Consider the following 15,220-nt stretch of genomic DNA (forward strand, 5'->3'; position numbering starts at 1 on the left):
TGTCGCATGATCCGAGCTCACCCGGCAAAGACCGCCCGGTCCAGGAAACCGTTACGGAATTTCCCGGTCGGGTCCAGCCGTGCAGCGAGCACCTGAAAGTCTCCAAAACGGGGGTAGAGCGGTGCCAGCTCGGCAGCACGGGCATTGAAGGCCTTCCCCCAGTGCGGCCGGGCGGCAAACGGCGCCAGCGTTTCCTCCACCACGGCAACGGCCTTGTCCACGGCGGACTGGTCCTTGACCCATGTGAAGTGCAGGGCCACACTGTCGCGTTGGTAGGAGGCGCTCAGCCAGAGGTCGTCGGCGGCAACGGAGCGGATCTCCGTCACCTGGAGCACGGGGGAAATCTCCCCGGCCCGGGCGCGCAGGGCGTTGATGGCCGCCGCGGCGTCTTCCCGGGCCACCAGCCACTCGGACTGGATCTCGGCGCCGCTGCTGGGCAGGTAGTCCGCGCGAAAATGGGCCAGGCGGTCTTGCCACGGTCCGGCGGCCCCCAGCTGGGCGGTGCAGTTCACGGCCGCCATGCCGGGGACCGGATGGATGTTCGCCGTGGCTGCCTTGCCGCCGAGGAGCTGCGCGGGGAACTCCGTGGTGCGCCCGTCCCCCAGCCGCTGCTTGAACCACAGCTGGCCGACCTTCTCGCCGTGCCAGTCCGTGAACAGGCTCACCGAGTATGCCCGGCCGGTGACGGCGTCGTAGTCGGCAAGCACCTGGTCCCAGGCCACGTCAAGGTATACGTGTTGGGCAACCTCGAACGCCGGCTCGATCCCCACGGTCACTTCCGTGACAATGCCCAGCGCCCCGAGACCCACCACGTACCCGGCAAAGTCCGCCGTTTCCAGGCGGCCCACCGTGCGGACGTCCCCTGCGGCGTCGATGAAGCGAAGGCCGGCGACGGCGGACGCCAGGTTTCCGTTGCCGTCACCGGAGCCGTGGGTTCCCGTGGCGATGGCGCCGGCGACTGAAATGTGGGGCAGCGAGGCGAGGTTGTGGAGTGCAAAGCCGTGCCTGGCCAGTTCACTGGCCAGGATGCCGTACCGTGTCCCGCCGCTGACGGTTGCGGTCATCGCTGCAGCGTCGATGGTGATGTTGGGTGCCAGAGCGTCCAGGCACACCAGCTCCTCCGCATCGGCAAGGGCATTGAAGGAGTGGCGGGTTCCCAATGCACGCACGGACCCGGCCCCGGCCACCAGCGTCCGTAATTCGTCCTCACAACGCGGATGGTGCACCGCGGCGGCCCCGTACCGGTAGTTTCCCGCCCAATTCATTTCGGTGCTCTTCTGTCCCACGGGCATGTCAGTTTCCTTTGAAGTCTCATCATTTGCTGTTGAAGACAACATAACAGCCGCTAGGTATAAAAACCAGGGATCATTGGTCGCGCATCTCCACATTTCGCAAACAAAAAATGGTTGACAAGGTCAAAGAATGACATAAGTATGGTTACACAACTTATTATTTCGTGAACCCCACCACACCTGGAGGCAACCATGGCCCTTGAACCGACACGCGACGACAAATTTTCCTTCGGCCTGTGGACCGTGGGCTGGGAGGCCCAGGACCAGTTCGGTTCTGCAACACGGCCCCGGCTGGACACCGTGGAGGCTGTCAACCGGCTCAACGACCTGGGGGCCTACGGCCTGACATTCCACGACAACGACCTGTTCCCGTTTGACGCCACCGCCGCCGAACGCCGGCACGAGATCGACCGCCTCAAGAATGCACTGGATTCCACCGGCATGATCGTGCCGATGGTGACCACCAACCTCTTCAGCCACCCGGTTTTCAAGGACGGCGGCTTCACCTCGAATGACCGCGGCGTGCGCCGCTTTGCCCTGCGCAAGGTGATGGACAACCTGGACCTTGCCGCCGAACTCGGTGCGGGCACCTTCGTCATGTGGGGCGGGCGCGAAGGCAGCGAATACGATGCAGCCAAGGACATCCGCGGCGCCCTGGAACGCTACCGCGAGGCCGTGAACCTGCTCGGCGACTACGTCACCGACAAGGGCTACAACATCCGCTTCGCCATCGAGCCCAAGCCGAACGAACCCCGCGGCGACATCCTCCTGCCCACGCTCGGCCATGCCCTGGCCTTCATTGAGACGCTCGAGCGCCCTGAACTTGTGGGCATCAACCCCGAGACCGGCCACGAGCAGATGGCCGGACTGAACTTCACCCACGGAATTGCCCAGGCCCTGTACCAGGGCAAGCTGTTCCACATTGACCTGAACGGCCAGCGCAGCATCAAGTTCGACCAGGACCTGGTGTTCGGCCACGGCGACCTGCAAAACGCCTTTTCCCTCGTGGACCTGTTGGAAAACGGGGGCCCCGGCGGCGGACCTTCCTACACCGGCCCGCGCCACTTCGACTACAAGCCGTCCCGCACCGAAGACATCAACGGCGTCTGGGACTCGGCTGCCGCCAACATGCGCACCTACCTGCTGCTCAAGGAGCGCGCCGCCGCCTTCCGCGCCGACCCCGAGGTCCAGGCCGCCCTGGCCGCATCCCGCGTGGCTGAAATCAATGAACCCACCCTGGAACCGGGCGAAACGTGGGAGGCCCTGCGTGGGGACAGGTCCGCTTATGAGGACTTTGATGCCGATGCCTACTTTGGCGGCAAGGGCTTCGGCTTCGTCAAGCTCCAGCAGCTGTTCATCGAGCACCTGCTCGGGGCACGGTAGCCATGGCGCTCGTTGCCGGGGTCGACTCCTCGACCCAAAGCTGCAAGGTCCTCATCGTCGACTCCGGCACCGGACGCACCATCCGTACAGGCCGCGCGCCCCATCCGCACGGAACGGAAGTCCATCCGTCCTTCTGGTGGGATGCCTTGCTTTCCGCCATCTCCGACGCCGGCGGGCTGGCTGATGTTTCCGCCATCTCCATCGCGGGGCAGCAGCACGGCATGGTCCTGCTGGATGCCGACGGCGTTGTCATCCGCGACGCACTGCTGTGGAACGACACCCGCTCCGCCGGGTCGGCCGACGCACTCGTGGCCGAACTGGGCGCGGCCGGGCTGGCCGACCGCAGCGGCTCCGTGCCCGTGGCGTCGTTCACCATCACCAAGCTCCGGTGGGTCCGGGACAATGAACCCGCCAACGCCGCGCGGGTGGCCGCCGTGGCCCTCCCCCACGACTGGTTGTCATGGCGGCTGCGTGGATATGGACCTACCGGGGGAAGCCCGCTCGGCCCTGATTTGGAACAGCTGGCCACTGACCGCTCTGATGCCAGCGGCACCGGTTACTGGTCGCCGCGCGGGGAAGCATACGACCTGGACTTGTTTGCAGCCGCCTTCGGCCGGCAGGCCCGCGAAGCCGGCTCGCCCGGTCTTGGCGCCGGGGCCGGCGGCCCGGCCGGCAGGCACGTGGTCCTGCCCAGGGTGGCAGCGCCGTCGGACATCATTGGCACTGTCCACGCAGGCCAGGCGGGTGGCCGGAAAGTGGTCGTTGGCGCCGGTGCCGGCGACAATGCAGCCGGTGCACTGGGACTCGGCGCCACGGACGGGGACATGGTCATTTCCCTGGGCACCAGCGGGACCGTGTTTGCCTCAACTCCGGCAGCCGCCAACGATCCTTCGGGGACGGTGGCCGGCTTCGCCGACGCCGGCGGCCGGTTCCTGCCCATCGCCGTGACCCTGAATGCAGCCCGTGTCCTCAGCTCCGTGGCCGGCCTGCTGGGCACCACCCTGGACGGGTTGGCGGAGCTTGCCCTGGCCGCTCAGCCCGGCAGCGGCGGCGTCGTGCTGGTGCCGTATTTTGAGGGCGAGCGCACGCCGAACCTGCCCCTTGCCACGGCGAGCTTCCACGGACTGTCCATTGCCTCGACCACGCGGGAAAACATTGCCCGTGCCGCCATCGAGGGGATGCTGTGCGGGCTGGCGGACGGGCTCGACGCCGTTGCCGGGACCGGCGCGGCGGTGCAACGGCTGCTGCTCATTGGTGGTGCGGCACAAAGCGCGGCGGTGCAGGCGGTGGCGGGGCAGGTTTTCAGCACCCCTGTCACGGTGCCGGAACCCGGCGAATACGTGGCGCGCGGGGCGGCCGTCCAGGCGGCCTGGGCGTTGTCCGGAACGCGTCCCGGGTGGGATCTTGGAACGTTTGCGGCGCCCGTTACGGACCACAGGCCGGAGATTCGCGAGCAGTACGGCCGCGTTGCGGTTCGGTGCCGTTGACGCTGCAGCCTGCCGGGCACTCACGGCCGAAGCGGCCCTTCGGGAGGGGCCCTACGCCCCGTCCTTCTTGAGCATCTGCTCCACCGCTTCACACGCGCCGAGTCCGTGGGCCGGGGTTTCGGGCGCCTGGCAGGCCACGCGCCGCAGCAGGGTGCGGAACAGCTTGCGCTCGTCATCCTCCAGCGCCGCCAGGACCACGTCCTCTACCTGTCCCATGCTGCGCTGCAGTTCGGCAAGCACTTCCGCGCCCCGGGCGGTGGCCACCACGAGGCGGGCGCGGCGGTCGGCGGGGTTGAGCCGGCGCTCCACCAGCCCGGCCTTCACGAAGTCGTCAATCAGGTAGGTCATGACGGTGCGGTCGATCCCCAGGTGTTGGGCCAACGCCAGCTGGTTGGGCAGTTCGCCGCCCACCACGGCTACCAGGACCTGGTAGCCGCGGGCACCGTGCGGGAATCCGCCCATGACGGCGGCGGAGGAATTTTGGTAGTTGCGCACCAGCACGCCCAGCGTCCAGCCAAAGTCCTCCCGGGCACCTGGCGTCACTTCATGAAGGGCGGAACTGTTACTCATACCACCCATCATAAGGCACTACTGCGCTTTACAAAAGATCATATTAGAGTAAGATCGTCTGTATTACAACGTATATGGACGGAGCACAATGACCACCCAGCCACAGACCATCGGCATCCTCGGCGCCGGAAAGGTGGGCACCGGCGTCGCACGCCAGGCCCTGCTGGCCGGCTACCAGGTGTTGATCGCAGGCTCCGGCGACCCCAAGGAAATAGAACTGATCATCTCGGTCATGGCCCCCGGCGCCGTCGCAGTCTCCGCCGCCCAACTCATGGAACAGGCCGATCTCGTGGTGCTCTCCGTGCCGCTGCACAAGTTCCGCACCCTGGATCCGGCAGGGCTGGCCGGCAAGCATGTCATCGACACCATGAACTACTGGCGCGACACGAACGGTGACATGCCGGAGCTGGCGAATGCGCCGTCGAGCTCGGAAATGGTGCTCTCCCACCTCCCCGCAGCCCGCCTGGCCAAGGCCCTGAACCACATCGGCTACCACGAGCTGGAGCTGGATGCCCGCCCGGCCGGTGCACCCGACCGGCGCGCGCTGGCCGTCGCCACGGATGACGACGGCACCCGGGCCCTGGTGCTCGACTTCATCGAGCGGCTGGGCTTTGACGCCGTGGACGCCGGCCCGCTGGCCAACGGCACCGCATTGGAAACCGACACCCCGATCTTCACCGGCTCCTATGACCGGGCCGGCCTGGAAGCCCAGTTGGCCGCGCACCTGGCGGGCGCCCCGGAGTTCGCCCCGGTGGGCTGAGGACCCTAGACCTTCGCCACCACGGCACTGACGGGCGTTTGGTTCGCGAACAGGTCCAGGACCGGGCAGCGGTCCGCGACCACGCGGGCCAGCTCCTCGTAGCGTTCCTGCGTTTCAGGGCCGGAGATATTCACCTTGAGGCGGATGGCGGTGAATCCGGGACGCACGGATTCGTCAATGCCGAACAGTCCGCGGACGTCCAGGTCACCCTCGGCGTCGATCGTGAGTTCGTCAATCGCCAGGCCCAGCTGGTGGGCGTACAGCCTGTACACCACCACCTGGCAGGAAATGAGCGCGCCCAGCGCGTACTCCACGGGGCTGGCGGCTGCATCGTCCCCGGCCAGGCCGGCCGGTTCGTCGACGGTGAACTGGTGATTTCCGGCGCTGATCCGGGTGGCCACCGAACCCACTGCCACGCCCGCCGCCTTGTAGGTCAGCTTGGCATTACCGGCATCCTTCGCGATCCGCCCGGTCCAAAATTCACCGGCTTCGGAAAGCCTGCCGGCGCGGATCGAGTCAAGGTCGGTTGCGATGGTGGTTTCCGGCATGGAGTTCCCTTCGGAATGGCGGCGCGGCGCGCGTCGTGGACAGTGGCGCCCGGCCGTTCCCGCATGGCCGGGCCTTGTTGGGCTCAAGTCTGGCTGCCGCCTCCCGGCCGCCCCAAGGCTTTTGTCATCTCCCGCAACAATGACCGGGCGGGCCGGCGGCAGCGCCCGGTCCCGCACGCCGTTGCGGGCGCCCGTTCCTTATGCGCCGAATTCGCCTGCCGGTTTTGCGCATATGGCCATTCGGCTTCGCTTATGCGCCGAACCCGGACCGGGTTTGGCGCAGCTTGTCCACTGGCGCCAAACCCGCGGCCGGTTGTGCGCATAACAAAAGCGGCCCCAGCTTATGCGCCAAACCCGCCGCGGGTCTGGCGCATAATTGTTGCCGATGCCGGCGCAGGGCCGGGCCGTGCGCACGGTTGCCGGCGCTGCGGCCGCCCAAGAAAAGCAGCGCCGAGGTGGCCGTACGAACCGCCCGCGCCCGTCCCTTATGCGCCGAATTCGCCTGCCGGTTTTGCGCATATGGCCATCCGGCTTCCCTTATGCGCCGAACCCGGACCGGGTTTGGCGCAGCTTGTCCACTGGCGCCAAACCCGCGGCCGGTTGTGCGCATAACAAAAGCGGCCCCGGCTTATTCGCCAAACCCGCCGCGGGTCTTGCGCATAATTGTTGCCGACGCTGGCACATGGCCGGCCCCGGCCGTACGCGGAAATCATCGCACCCCATTCAAAATAGGATTGACCCATGACAGCAACACTCGTGGCCAAGGACCTTTCCGGCGGCCACGCCCACCGCACCCTGTTCAGCAACCTCAGTTTCACCGTCGCCCCGGGGGACGTCGTCGGCGTCGTCGGAGCCAACGGGGCCGGCAAGTCAACGCTCCTGCGGCTGCTGGCCGGCGCGGACAAGCCCCAGGCCGGCACCGTCAGCACGGCACCGCAGGACGCATTCATTGGCTGGCTTCCGCAGGAACACGAGCGCATTGCGGGGGAAACCGTTGCCGGCTACATCGGCCGCCGCACGGGCGCCACCGCAGCCACCGTGGAGATGGAAGGATCGGCCGAGGCTCTGGGCTCGGGCAGCGCCGCCGACGACCGCTACGCCACAGCCCTGGACCACTGGCTGGCCTGCGGCGCCGCCGACCTCGATGAACGCATCCCCGCCACGCTTGCCGAGCTGGGCCTGGACGTGGGACCGGATTCCCTGATGACGGGCCTGTCCGGCGGGCAGGCGGCCCGCGTGGCCCTGGCCGCGCTCCTGCTGAGCCGCTTCGACGTCGTGCTTCTGGACGAACCCACCAACGACCTCGACCTCGCCGGCCTCGCGCGCCTGGAGGAGTTCGTGAAAGGGCTCCGGGGCGGCGTGGTGCTGGTGTCCCACGACCGCGAGTTCCTTTCCCGCTGCGTCACCACGGTGGTGGAGCTGGACCTGGCCCAAAACAAGGTGGCCGTGTACGACGGCGGCTACGACGCGTTCCTTGAGGAGCGCGCCATCGCCCGGCGCCATGCCCGCGAGGCATACGACGAGTTTGCGGACAAGAAGGCGGACTTGGTGTCGCGCGCGCGGACGCAGCGGGAGTGGAGCTCCCAGGGCGTGCGCAATGCCATGAAGAAAAGCCCCGACAATGACAAGATCCGCCGCCGGGCCAGCATGGAATCGTCCGAGAAGCAGGCGCAGAAGGTGCGGCAGATGGAGTCGCGCATTGCCCGGCTGGACGAGGTGGAGGAACCGCGCAAGGAGTGGGCCCTGCAGTTCAGCATCGGAGCGGCGCCGCGATCCAGCTCGGTGGTGGCCACCCTGAACGCCGCGACCGTCCGCCAGGGCCCGTTCACACTGGGCCCGGTGTCGGCGCAGGTCACCGCCGGGGAACGCATCGGCATCACCGGCCCCAACGGCGCCGGGAAGTCCACACTGCTGCGGCTCCTGCTCGGCCGCACCGCCCCGGACGACGGCGGCGCCTCCCTGGGTGCCAGCGTCGCCATCGGTGAAATCGACCAGGCCCGCAGCCAGTTCCCCGAGTCCGAGCCGCTGGGGGCGGCGTTTGAAGCGCTGGTGCCTGAGCTGAACCAGGGCGAGGTGCGCACCCTGCTGGCCAAGTTTGGCCTGAAGGCGGACCAGGTGACCAGCAATGTGGGCGCCCTCTCCCCCGGCGAGCGGACCCGCGCGTCGCTGGCCCTGCTGCAGGCGCGCGGGGTGAACGTGCTGGTGCTGGACGAGCCGACAAACCACCTTGACCTGCCCGCGATCGAGCAGCTGGAGGAAGCCCTGGACAGCTATGACGGCACGCTCCTGCTCGTCTCGCACGACCGCCGGCTGCTGGAAAACGTCCGGCTGGATGCCCGCTGGGACGTCAACAACGGGACCGTCACCCAGCTCTGACCGTGGGCCATTGACATGCGGCGGATTCGGGCGCATTCTAAAAACATAAGTTCTGTTTTTAGATGGAGGAGTCATGGCAACGCATTCAATCCCCGCCCCCTCAACCGGATGGACCTCCCACGCATTGCAGCGTGCCAAGGCCGAGCCCGCCTACGGGGCATTCCTGATGCTGTGGATCGGCTTCATTGCCATCCCGCTGATCATGGGCCTGGACAAGTTCTTCAACGTCCTGACCAACTGGGAAAGCTACCTGGCCCCGTGGATCGAGAACCTGTCCCCGTTCACCGCCCACGGCACCATGATGGTCATTGGGGTCATCGAGATCATCGCGGCCATCGCCGTCTTCCTGCGGCCCCGGTACGCGGCCTTTGTGGTCAGCATCTGGCTTGCCGGCATCATCGTCAACCTGCTCACCTACTCCGGTTTCTACGACGTCGCGCTGCGCGACTTCGGCCTGCTGGTGGCGGCGCTTGCCCTGGCCGTCCTGGCCCGGACCTATACCAAGCCCGGCATTCGGCACGGCGGCATGAAGTAGGCGGCATGTTGTAGGCCGGCGGCTGCCCCCGCCGCGCCACCCGGCGCCGCGGGGGCTGCCGCTGCTTTCAGGGGCCGCCGCTTCCAGGGAGGCGCCGGTTCCAGGGGCGCGCCGCCCTATTGCCTGTCAGGCCACGGCGCGCAATGATGGGAAGTGGGCAGCAGGTGCCTGCCTACAATTTTCGGCCGGAGGCGTTCCCATGCTCCCCTTGAATGTCATTGATCTGGACACGCTTGTCACTGCCCTGGAAAACCAGTTCATGGACTACGACACATTTTTTTGGCTTGACCCCGCCACGGGCCGGATCGCACTGTGGGGCGAGGAGACCGCCGATGAGGCCGAGGCCGAGGGCTGGGACGTGGATGACCGCGGCGGCATCCGGATCGACACCGTCGATTCCTCCGAAGGCTTCCGGGACATGGAGGACTTCATTGCCCGCGTGAAGGAGCCGCAGTGCCGCGCCCGCCTGCAGCGGGCCATCGCCCACAGCAGCCCGTTCCGGCACTTCAAGGACGCCCTCTACAGCTTCCCGAAGCAGCAGACCGCCTGGTATGAATTCCATGACTGGATCATGAAGCAGCGTGCCATCCGGTGGCTGGCCTCCGTGGGCGTGGTGGACACCGGGGAGGCGGACGCCGCCATCGCCCGCCTTCGCGAAGCGACCTGAACCGGCGCCTCTACAGCAAAACGCGTAAGGGCACACCGGCCGGTGTGCCCTTACGCGTTTTGCCTGCCCCGTCCAGGGCTTGAAGCAGCCTAGGCTTCGACGATGATGACCGTGCAGACCGGCTTGCGTCGCAGCGAGCGGTCCGACCAGCGCAGCAGCGCCTCGGAGATCGCCTTTTCGGCGGCCGGGCCCGTCTTGTCCCCGCGCAGCCCGGCAATGGTCTTCTCGACAATTCCGGTGGCCTTGGCCAGTTCCTTTTCGGTGGGGTTGAAGCCCACCGGGAAGTACTCCGGGTCCTCTTCGATGCTGCCCGTGTCCGGGTTGACGATCAGCAGGACGGTAATGGCGCCGTCCTCGGCCAGCCGGAGGCGGTCCTGCAGGGACTCCTCCGTGGCGGCACCGGGGATCATGTTCTCCACGTAGACGTAGGCGGCCGGCACGCTGCCGCTGACCCGTGCCACGCCGTCCTTGAGGTCGATCGTGGTGCCGTCCTCCACAATCAGGGCGCGATTGGGGTCAACGCCGGTGCGCACGGCCAGCTCGGCGTTGGCCTTCAGGTGGCGGTATTCGCCGTGCACCGGCATGACGTTGCGCGGGCGCACCAGGTTGTAGCAGTACACGAGTTCGCCGGCGCTGGCGTGGCCGGAGACGTGCACCTTGGCGTTGCCCTTGTGGATGACGTTGGCGCCCTGCTTGGTGAGGTCGTTGATCAGGCGGTAGATCGAGGATTCGTTGCCGGGCACCAGCGAGCTGGCCAGCAGGACGGTGTCGCCCTCAGTCAGGTTGATCTGGTGGTCGCCGTTGGCCATGCGGGCCAGCGCGGCCATGGGCTCGCCCTGCGAACCGGTGCAGATGAGCACGGCCTTGGTGGGCGGCATCTTCTCAAGTTCCTTGGCGTCGACGAGCATGCCGCGCGGGATCTTCAGGTAGCCGAGTTCGCGCGCCGTGGTCATGTTGCGGACCATGGAGCGGCCCACGAAGGCGATCTTGCGGTTGTACTTGTGCGCGGAGTCGATGATCTGCTGGATGCGGTGGACGTGGCTGGCGAAGCTGGAGACCACCACGCGGCGCGGGGCCGTGCGCATGACGTTGTCGATGGCCGGGGCCAGGTCCGCCTCGGCGGCCAGGAAGCCCGGGACCTCGGCGTTGGTGGAGTCGGGCATGAACAGGTCCACGCCCTCCTCGCCCAGGCGGGCGAAGCCGGCCAGGTCGGTGATGCGCTTGTCCAGCGGGAACTGGTCCATCTTGAAGTCGCCGGTTTCCAGCACCAGGCCGGCGGGCGTGCGGATCGCGACGGCCAGGCCGTCCGGGATGGAGTGGTTCACGGCCAGGAATTCAATGTCGAAGGGACCGTAGGTGCGGCGGTCGCCTTCCTTGACCTGGACCAGCTTGGCCTTGATCCGGTGCTCTTCCAGCTTGGTCTTCAGGAACGCCAGCGTCAGCTTGGCGGAGATGACGGGGATGTCCCCGCGCTGCTTGAGCAGGTACGGCACGCCGCCAATGTGGTCTTCGTGGCCGTGCGTGAGCACCAGGCCCACCACGTCCTGCCAGCGGCCCTTGAGGTAGGAGAAATCGGGCAGGATGACGTCCACGCCCGGGTGGTTTTCTTCGGGAAAGAGCACGCCGCAGTCAACGATCAGCAGCTTGCCCCCGTATTCGAAGACGGTCATGTTGCGGCCGATCTCCCCCAGTCCGCCAAGGGCGACGATGCGCATGGCACCGTTGGCGAGGGCGGGCGGGGTCTGGCGGGCGGTTCTTCTCATGGGTTCCGTTCTCTGTCATGCGGGTCAACGGCAGACCGCACCGGTCGGTGCCGATGTGCTGCCTCTAAAGGTGCGACGGCGTGCGGCCTGGGCCTGCGCGGAGTCGCGAAAAAGTCTGGGGGACCGTGGTCCAGCCTTGATTTTACCACCGCGGCCGCAGATGGACGGGCCCGCGAGTCGGGCGCCGCCGCTAGGACCCGCTGCGGTAGCGGTTTTCGGGGCGGCCGGCGCCGTAGCGCGGCGTCAGGGTGGCCCGGCCGACGTCGACCAGGTGTTCGAGGTAGCGGCGGACGCCGACGCGGGACATGCCCACCCGCCCGGCCAGTTCGGCGGCGGAGACGTCGGTGCCGGCGGCCTGCAGCGCCAGGTGGACCCGCTGCAGCGTGGCCTCCGAGAGGCCCTTGGGCGGCGGCGCGTACCGCCCGGGCGTGCCGGCGATGAGGGCGTCGACGCTGCGCTGGTCCAGCAGTTTGCCCCGGGAGGTCCGCCGCACGGTGTCGAACTGCCGGGCCACCTCGTCCAGGCGCTCAAACAGGGCAGACGCCATGAACGGCTTGACCAGGTAGTGGCGCACGCCCCGGGCCCGCGCCTGCCGCACGCTTTCCACGTCCCGCGCCGCCGTGACGGCAATGATTTCAAGGCTGCCGCGGAACGGCCCCAGCCGGTCCAGCACCTCCAGGCCGGGGAAGTCCGGCAGGTAAAAGTCAAGAAGCACGACGTCGGGCTTCAGTTCCGCAATGAGGCCCACCGCCTGCGCGCCCGAGTGGGCCTCCCCGACCACCGTGAAGCCCGCGTGCGCGGTGACAAATTCCCGGTTGATGAGTGCCACGCCGGGGTCGTCCTCCACGATGACCACCCGCAACTGGGCGCTCACGGGGTTCCTCCCGCGGAGGCCCCGGCCAGCCCGGCCGGTGCAATGTCCCCGCAGCCGGCGGGCAGGGTGACGGTGAACCTGGCGCCGCACGCTTCCCCTTTCGGCCCCGGGGTGCCGGCGGCCGGCAGGCCCCCGCCAATTTCCACGGTGCCGCCGTGCCGCGTGGCAATGCGCTTCACCAGCGTCAGGCCGATGCCGCGGCCGGTGGACACCGGGCCCGGCCGTGCGGCCTTGGACGTGTAGCCCGGGGTGAAGACCCGTTCCCGCAACGCCTGCGGGATGCCCTCACCGGAGTCGGCCACCGAGACGACAAACGTTCCGGCGCCGTTGGCGGCGGTGCGTTCATTGACGGAGATGGAGATCCGCCCGCCGGCCCCCGTGGCTTCGGCGGCATTGTCGAGCAGGTTGCCGATGATCGTGATCAGGTCCGCGCGCAGGATTTCCGCCGACGGCCGCGACGCGAGCACCGGCAGGGTGGAGTCCGGTTCGATGGTGGTGGTGATGCCGCGTTCCTCCGCACGGGCCTGCTTCATCAGGAGCAGGGCCGCGACTTCCAGTTCCTGGATGCCCGTGCGCCCCGTCACCCCGGACAGTGTTCCGCCGCTGCGTTCGTGCGCGATGAAGGAGACGGCCTGTTCCACGCGTCCGAGTTCAAGCAGGCCGGAAATCACGTGCAGCTTGTTGGCAAAACCGTGGGCCTGGGCGCGCAGCCCGTCGGCAACGCCCTGCACGCCGTCGAGGTCGCGAAGGAGGGTGTGCAGTTCCGTGTTGTCCCGCAGGATGAGGATGGAGCCGATGGCGCGGCCGCTGATCCGGGCGATGTCGCGGCGCACCAGCAGCACCCGTTCCCCGGCGAGCACCAGGGACTGTTCCGCATCGCCGGAATCCAGGAGCCGCACCAGGTCCGCGTCGAGTGAGTCCAGGGCATGCGTCCCCACCAGCTCCCGGCCGTTGGGCAGGGACAGCAGGCGCACGGCGGCATCGTTGATGAGCGCGATGCGGCCGCGGTCGTCCACGGCGACAACGCCTTCGCGCACGCCGTGCAGGATGGCCTCCCTTTCTTCGAGCAGGCCGGCAATCTGTTCAGGTTCCAGGCCAAAGATGCGCTTCCGGATCACCAGCGTCACCCACGCGGCCCCAATGACGCCGAGCACCGCGGCAATCCCGATGGTGAGGAACAGCCAGCCGGAATTTGCCAGGTACTGGGCGCGCAGGTCCGATTCCAGCACGCCCACCGAAACCGCGCCGATGACGGCGTGTCGGGCGTCGAAGATGGGCACCTTGACACGCCAGGACCGCCCCAGCGTGCCGGTCTGCGTGCCCACATACACATCGCCCGAAAGCACCCCGCCGGGGTCGGTGGAGACGTGTCCGCCAATTTTCCCGGGGTCGGGGTGCGAGTAGCGGATGCCGTCCTTGTTCATCACCACGGCGTAGGCAATCCCGGAGGATTTGCTGACCAGTTCGGCAACGGGCTGGATGGTTGCGCTGGGATCGGCGTCGTCGAACGCATCAATGACCACCGGCATGGTCGACACCGACTGGGCGACGCCGATCATCCGGTCGCGGTAGTTGTCCCTGAGCTGGTGTTCCTGCAAAAAACTGGCGACGGCGCCGGTCCCGACCACGGTGACGAGCACAATCACGACCTGCAGCATCAGGAGCTGGGCCCGCAGGGTCATCCGTCGTCGCATGCCCTTATTTTGCCAGAGGCGCCCGGGCGCGCGTTCAGGCGCGCGCCGGTTCATCGTCCCCGTCCTCCTCCGCGCTTTGGGCATGCCCGACGGCGGCCCCGGACCAGGCTCCCCCGGCCAGCATGATGCCGGTCGCCACAAAGACGCCGGCTGCCCCGGTGGCGGCCGAGAGCGCGCCCAGCAGGGAGGGCAGGACCGTCTGGCCCAGCCGGTTGCTGGCCAGGCGCAGCGACATCGCCAGCCCGCGCGTGCCCGGCGTTGCCAGTTCGGCAATCCAGGACATGGTGATGGGCTGGCAGGTGCCGATGGCGAACCCGTACACGGCCGCGAGCGCCAGCAGCACGGCGATGTGCAGCGGCAGCGCAAACAGGAGCAGCGCAGCAGCGGAGACCCCGATGGTCCACACCATGAGCCGGCGCCGACCCAGCAGCCGGACCATGGGACCCAGGAACAGCCGGGAGAACATGGAGAACATGGACCTGGCCACCAGCATGGCGCTGACCACGACGGCGGCGATCCCGCGCTGGTGCCCCAGGGCCGGCAGGTAGGCCAGGAACAGGTCCACCGAGGCCAGCACCAGGCTGCCCGCCACGAGGGCCCGGACCAGGCCCGGCGTGCGGAGCAGGCCTGCGGCGGCGGGAAGCATGCGCACCCGCTCCCCCGCGGCGGCAGCGTGCCGCACCGAACCGGGGACGAGGAAGGAGATGCCCAGCAGAACGGCGCCCAATGCCCCGCACACCACGAAGATGACGGCCACAGGTGGTGTCTCGGGCGTGCCGCCCGGCAGCGCCAGCAGGAGCGGGCCGATGGTTTGGCCCAGCGCCGAGGCAAAGGTGAAGTGCCCGAACTTGGAGTCGTACTGCCCCCGGCTGGTGGTGTTGGCGACAATGGCCTGTTCGCCGATCACCGAGAGCAGGTGGCCGATGCCCAGGAACATGGTGGCCAGCAGCAGCACGCCCACCGAGCCGCCGCCGAAGATCGCCAGGAGTGCCGCCATGACCAGGGCGGCCGCACCGGCGAGCAGGGAGGCGCGTTCGCCGGTGCGGTCGATGACGTGGCCTGCCGGCAGGGCAAGGATCAGCGCCGGCACGGCAAACGCGGCAACCACCACGCCCAAAAGGGCCTGGGAGCCGCCCACGTCCAACACTGCGTAGGACACGGTCGGACGCATGGCGAAGGTGATGGCCTGGAGGACCACGGCGTGCGCCAGCAAATACATGGCTGCGTGCGGGCGTCCCGTCGCCTTCCCCATCGTCATTCCCCTCACGCCC

At 67.9% G+C, this 15,220-nt stretch carries 13 protein-coding genes; 6 read left to right on the forward strand and 7 right to left on the reverse strand.

The features are described 5' to 3' along the window. Positions 1-17 precede the first annotated feature (17 nt). A complete protein-coding gene (locus G6035_RS01085) occupies positions 18-1,292 on the reverse strand; it encodes a D-arabinono-1,4-lactone oxidase (protein ID WP_176615227.1) in 1,275 nt (424 codons plus the stop codon). 192 nt (positions 1,293-1,484) lie between these two features. Between G6035_RS01085 and xylA the strand changes: the two genes are divergently transcribed. Next, on the forward strand, positions 1,485-2,675 hold the full coding sequence (gene xylA / locus G6035_RS01090; protein WP_176615228.1) for a xylose isomerase: 1,191 nt from the start codon (positions 1,485-1,487) through the stop codon (positions 2,673-2,675). Positions 2,676-2,677: 2 nt separating this feature from the next. Further along, the gene (locus G6035_RS01095; RefSeq protein WP_176615229.1) at positions 2,678-4,162 is read left to right on the forward strand and encodes an FGGY family carbohydrate kinase; all 1,485 of its coding nucleotides are present in this window, start codon (positions 2,678-2,680) and stop codon (positions 4,160-4,162) included. Between the two features lie 51 nt (positions 4,163-4,213). Here the strand turns inward: G6035_RS01095 and G6035_RS01100 are convergent, their stop codons facing one another. Next, positions 4,214-4,732 (reverse strand): MarR family winged helix-turn-helix transcriptional regulator, encoded by a 519-nt coding sequence (locus G6035_RS01100; RefSeq protein ID WP_176615230.1) that lies wholly within the window; start codon positions 4,730-4,732, stop codon positions 4,214-4,216. 88 nt (positions 4,733-4,820) lie between these two features. On the opposite strand from G6035_RS01100, the gene G6035_RS01105 reads away from it, so the two are divergent. Then, positions 4,821-5,492 carry an NADPH-dependent F420 reductase gene (locus G6035_RS01105; protein ID WP_176615231.1) on the forward strand — a complete coding sequence of 224 codons (672 nt, stop codon included), beginning with the start codon at positions 4,821-4,823 and terminating at the stop codon, positions 5,490-5,492. A 5-nt stretch (positions 5,493-5,497) separates the two neighbouring features. Here the strand turns inward: G6035_RS01105 and G6035_RS01110 are convergent, their stop codons facing one another. Beyond that, a complete protein-coding gene (locus tag G6035_RS01110; protein WP_176615232.1) occupies positions 5,498-6,040 on the reverse strand; it encodes an OsmC family protein in 543 nt (180 codons plus the stop codon). Positions 6,041-6,781: 741 nt separating this feature from the next. On the opposite strand from G6035_RS01110, the gene G6035_RS01115 reads away from it, so the two are divergent. The 3 genes from G6035_RS01115 (at position 6,782) to G6035_RS01125 (ending at position 9,618) form a co-directional block, all read left to right on the forward strand. Further along, positions 6,782-8,416, forward strand: a complete 1,635-nt coding sequence (locus G6035_RS01115) for an ABC-F family ATP-binding cassette domain-containing protein (protein WP_176615233.1) — start codon at positions 6,782-6,784, stop codon at positions 8,414-8,416. Positions 8,417-8,489: 73 nt separating this feature from the next. After that, a complete protein-coding gene (locus G6035_RS01120) occupies positions 8,490-8,951 on the forward strand; it encodes a hypothetical protein (protein ID WP_176615234.1) in 462 nt (153 codons plus the stop codon). 199 nt (positions 8,952-9,150) lie between these two features. Beyond that, positions 9,151-9,618, forward strand: coding sequence for a UPF0158 family protein (locus G6035_RS01125; protein ID WP_176615235.1), 468 nt, complete (start codon positions 9,151-9,153; stop codon positions 9,616-9,618). Between the two features lie 89 nt (positions 9,619-9,707). On the opposite strand, the gene G6035_RS01130 is transcribed toward G6035_RS01125, so the two are convergent. The 4 genes from G6035_RS01130 to G6035_RS01145 all read right to left on the reverse strand — a co-directional run bounded on the left by G6035_RS01130 (position 9,708) and on the right by G6035_RS01145 (position 15,207). Continuing rightward, entirely contained in the window at positions 9,708-11,381 is a 1,674-nt protein-coding gene (locus tag G6035_RS01130; RefSeq protein ID WP_256127649.1) for a ribonuclease J, read from the reverse strand. A 190-nt stretch (positions 11,382-11,571) separates the two neighbouring features. Next, entirely contained in the window at positions 11,572-12,255 is a 684-nt protein-coding gene (locus G6035_RS01135; RefSeq protein ID WP_176615236.1) for a response regulator, read from the reverse strand. Further along, complete coding sequence (locus tag G6035_RS01140) at positions 12,252-13,949, reverse strand: sensor histidine kinase (protein WP_256127650.1); 1,698 nt, start codon at positions 13,947-13,949, stop codon at positions 12,252-12,254. Before G6035_RS01140 ends, G6035_RS01135 begins: the two co-directional genes overlap by 4 nt. Positions 13,950-13,983: 34 nt before the next feature. Beyond that, complete coding sequence (locus tag G6035_RS01145; RefSeq protein WP_256127662.1) at positions 13,984-15,207, reverse strand: MFS transporter; 1,224 nt, start codon at positions 15,205-15,207, stop codon at positions 13,984-13,986. Positions 15,208-15,220: the final 13 nt, after the last annotated feature.

It is taken from the genome of Arthrobacter sp. SDTb3-6 (assembly GCF_013376095.1).
Classification (GTDB): Bacteria; Actinomycetota; Actinomycetes; order Actinomycetales; family Micrococcaceae; genus Specibacter.

Excerpts from the sequence above, each read along its gene's own strand:
- G6035_RS01120 (WP_176615234.1), top strand. The coding sequence starts at position 8,490 with ATGGCAACGCATTCAATCCCCGCCCCCTCAACCGGATGGACCTCCCAC.
- G6035_RS01100 (WP_176615230.1), bottom strand. The coding sequence starts at position 4,732 with ATGAGTAACAGTTCCGCCCTTCATGAAGTGACGCCAGGTGCCCGGGAG.
- G6035_RS01095 (WP_176615229.1), top strand. The coding sequence starts at position 2,678 with ATGGCGCTCGTTGCCGGGGTCGACTCCTCGACCCAAAGCTGCAAGGTC.
- G6035_RS01110 (WP_176615232.1), bottom strand. The coding sequence starts at position 6,040 with ATGCCGGAAACCACCATCGCAACCGACCTTGACTCGATCCGCGCCGGC.
- G6035_RS01125 (WP_176615235.1), top strand. The coding sequence starts at position 9,151 with ATGCTCCCCTTGAATGTCATTGATCTGGACACGCTTGTCACTGCCCTG.
- G6035_RS01140 (WP_256127650.1), bottom strand. The coding sequence starts at position 13,949 with ATGCGACGACGGATGACCCTGCGGGCCCAGCTCCTGATGCTGCAGGTC.
- G6035_RS01130 (WP_256127649.1), bottom strand. The coding sequence starts at position 11,381 with ATGAGAAGAACCGCCCGCCAGACCCCGCCCGCCCTCGCCAACGGTGCC.
- xylA (WP_176615228.1), top strand. The coding sequence starts at position 1,485 with ATGGCCCTTGAACCGACACGCGACGACAAATTTTCCTTCGGCCTGTGG.
- G6035_RS01105 (WP_176615231.1), top strand. The coding sequence starts at position 4,821 with ATGACCACCCAGCCACAGACCATCGGCATCCTCGGCGCCGGAAAGGTG.
- G6035_RS01145 (WP_256127662.1), bottom strand. The coding sequence starts at position 15,207 with ATGACGATGGGGAAGGCGACGGGACGCCCGCACGCAGCCATGTATTTG.
- G6035_RS01115 (WP_176615233.1), top strand. The coding sequence starts at position 6,782 with ATGACAGCAACACTCGTGGCCAAGGACCTTTCCGGCGGCCACGCCCAC.
- G6035_RS01085 (WP_176615227.1), bottom strand. The coding sequence starts at position 1,292 with ATGCCCGTGGGACAGAAGAGCACCGAAATGAATTGGGCGGGAAACTAC.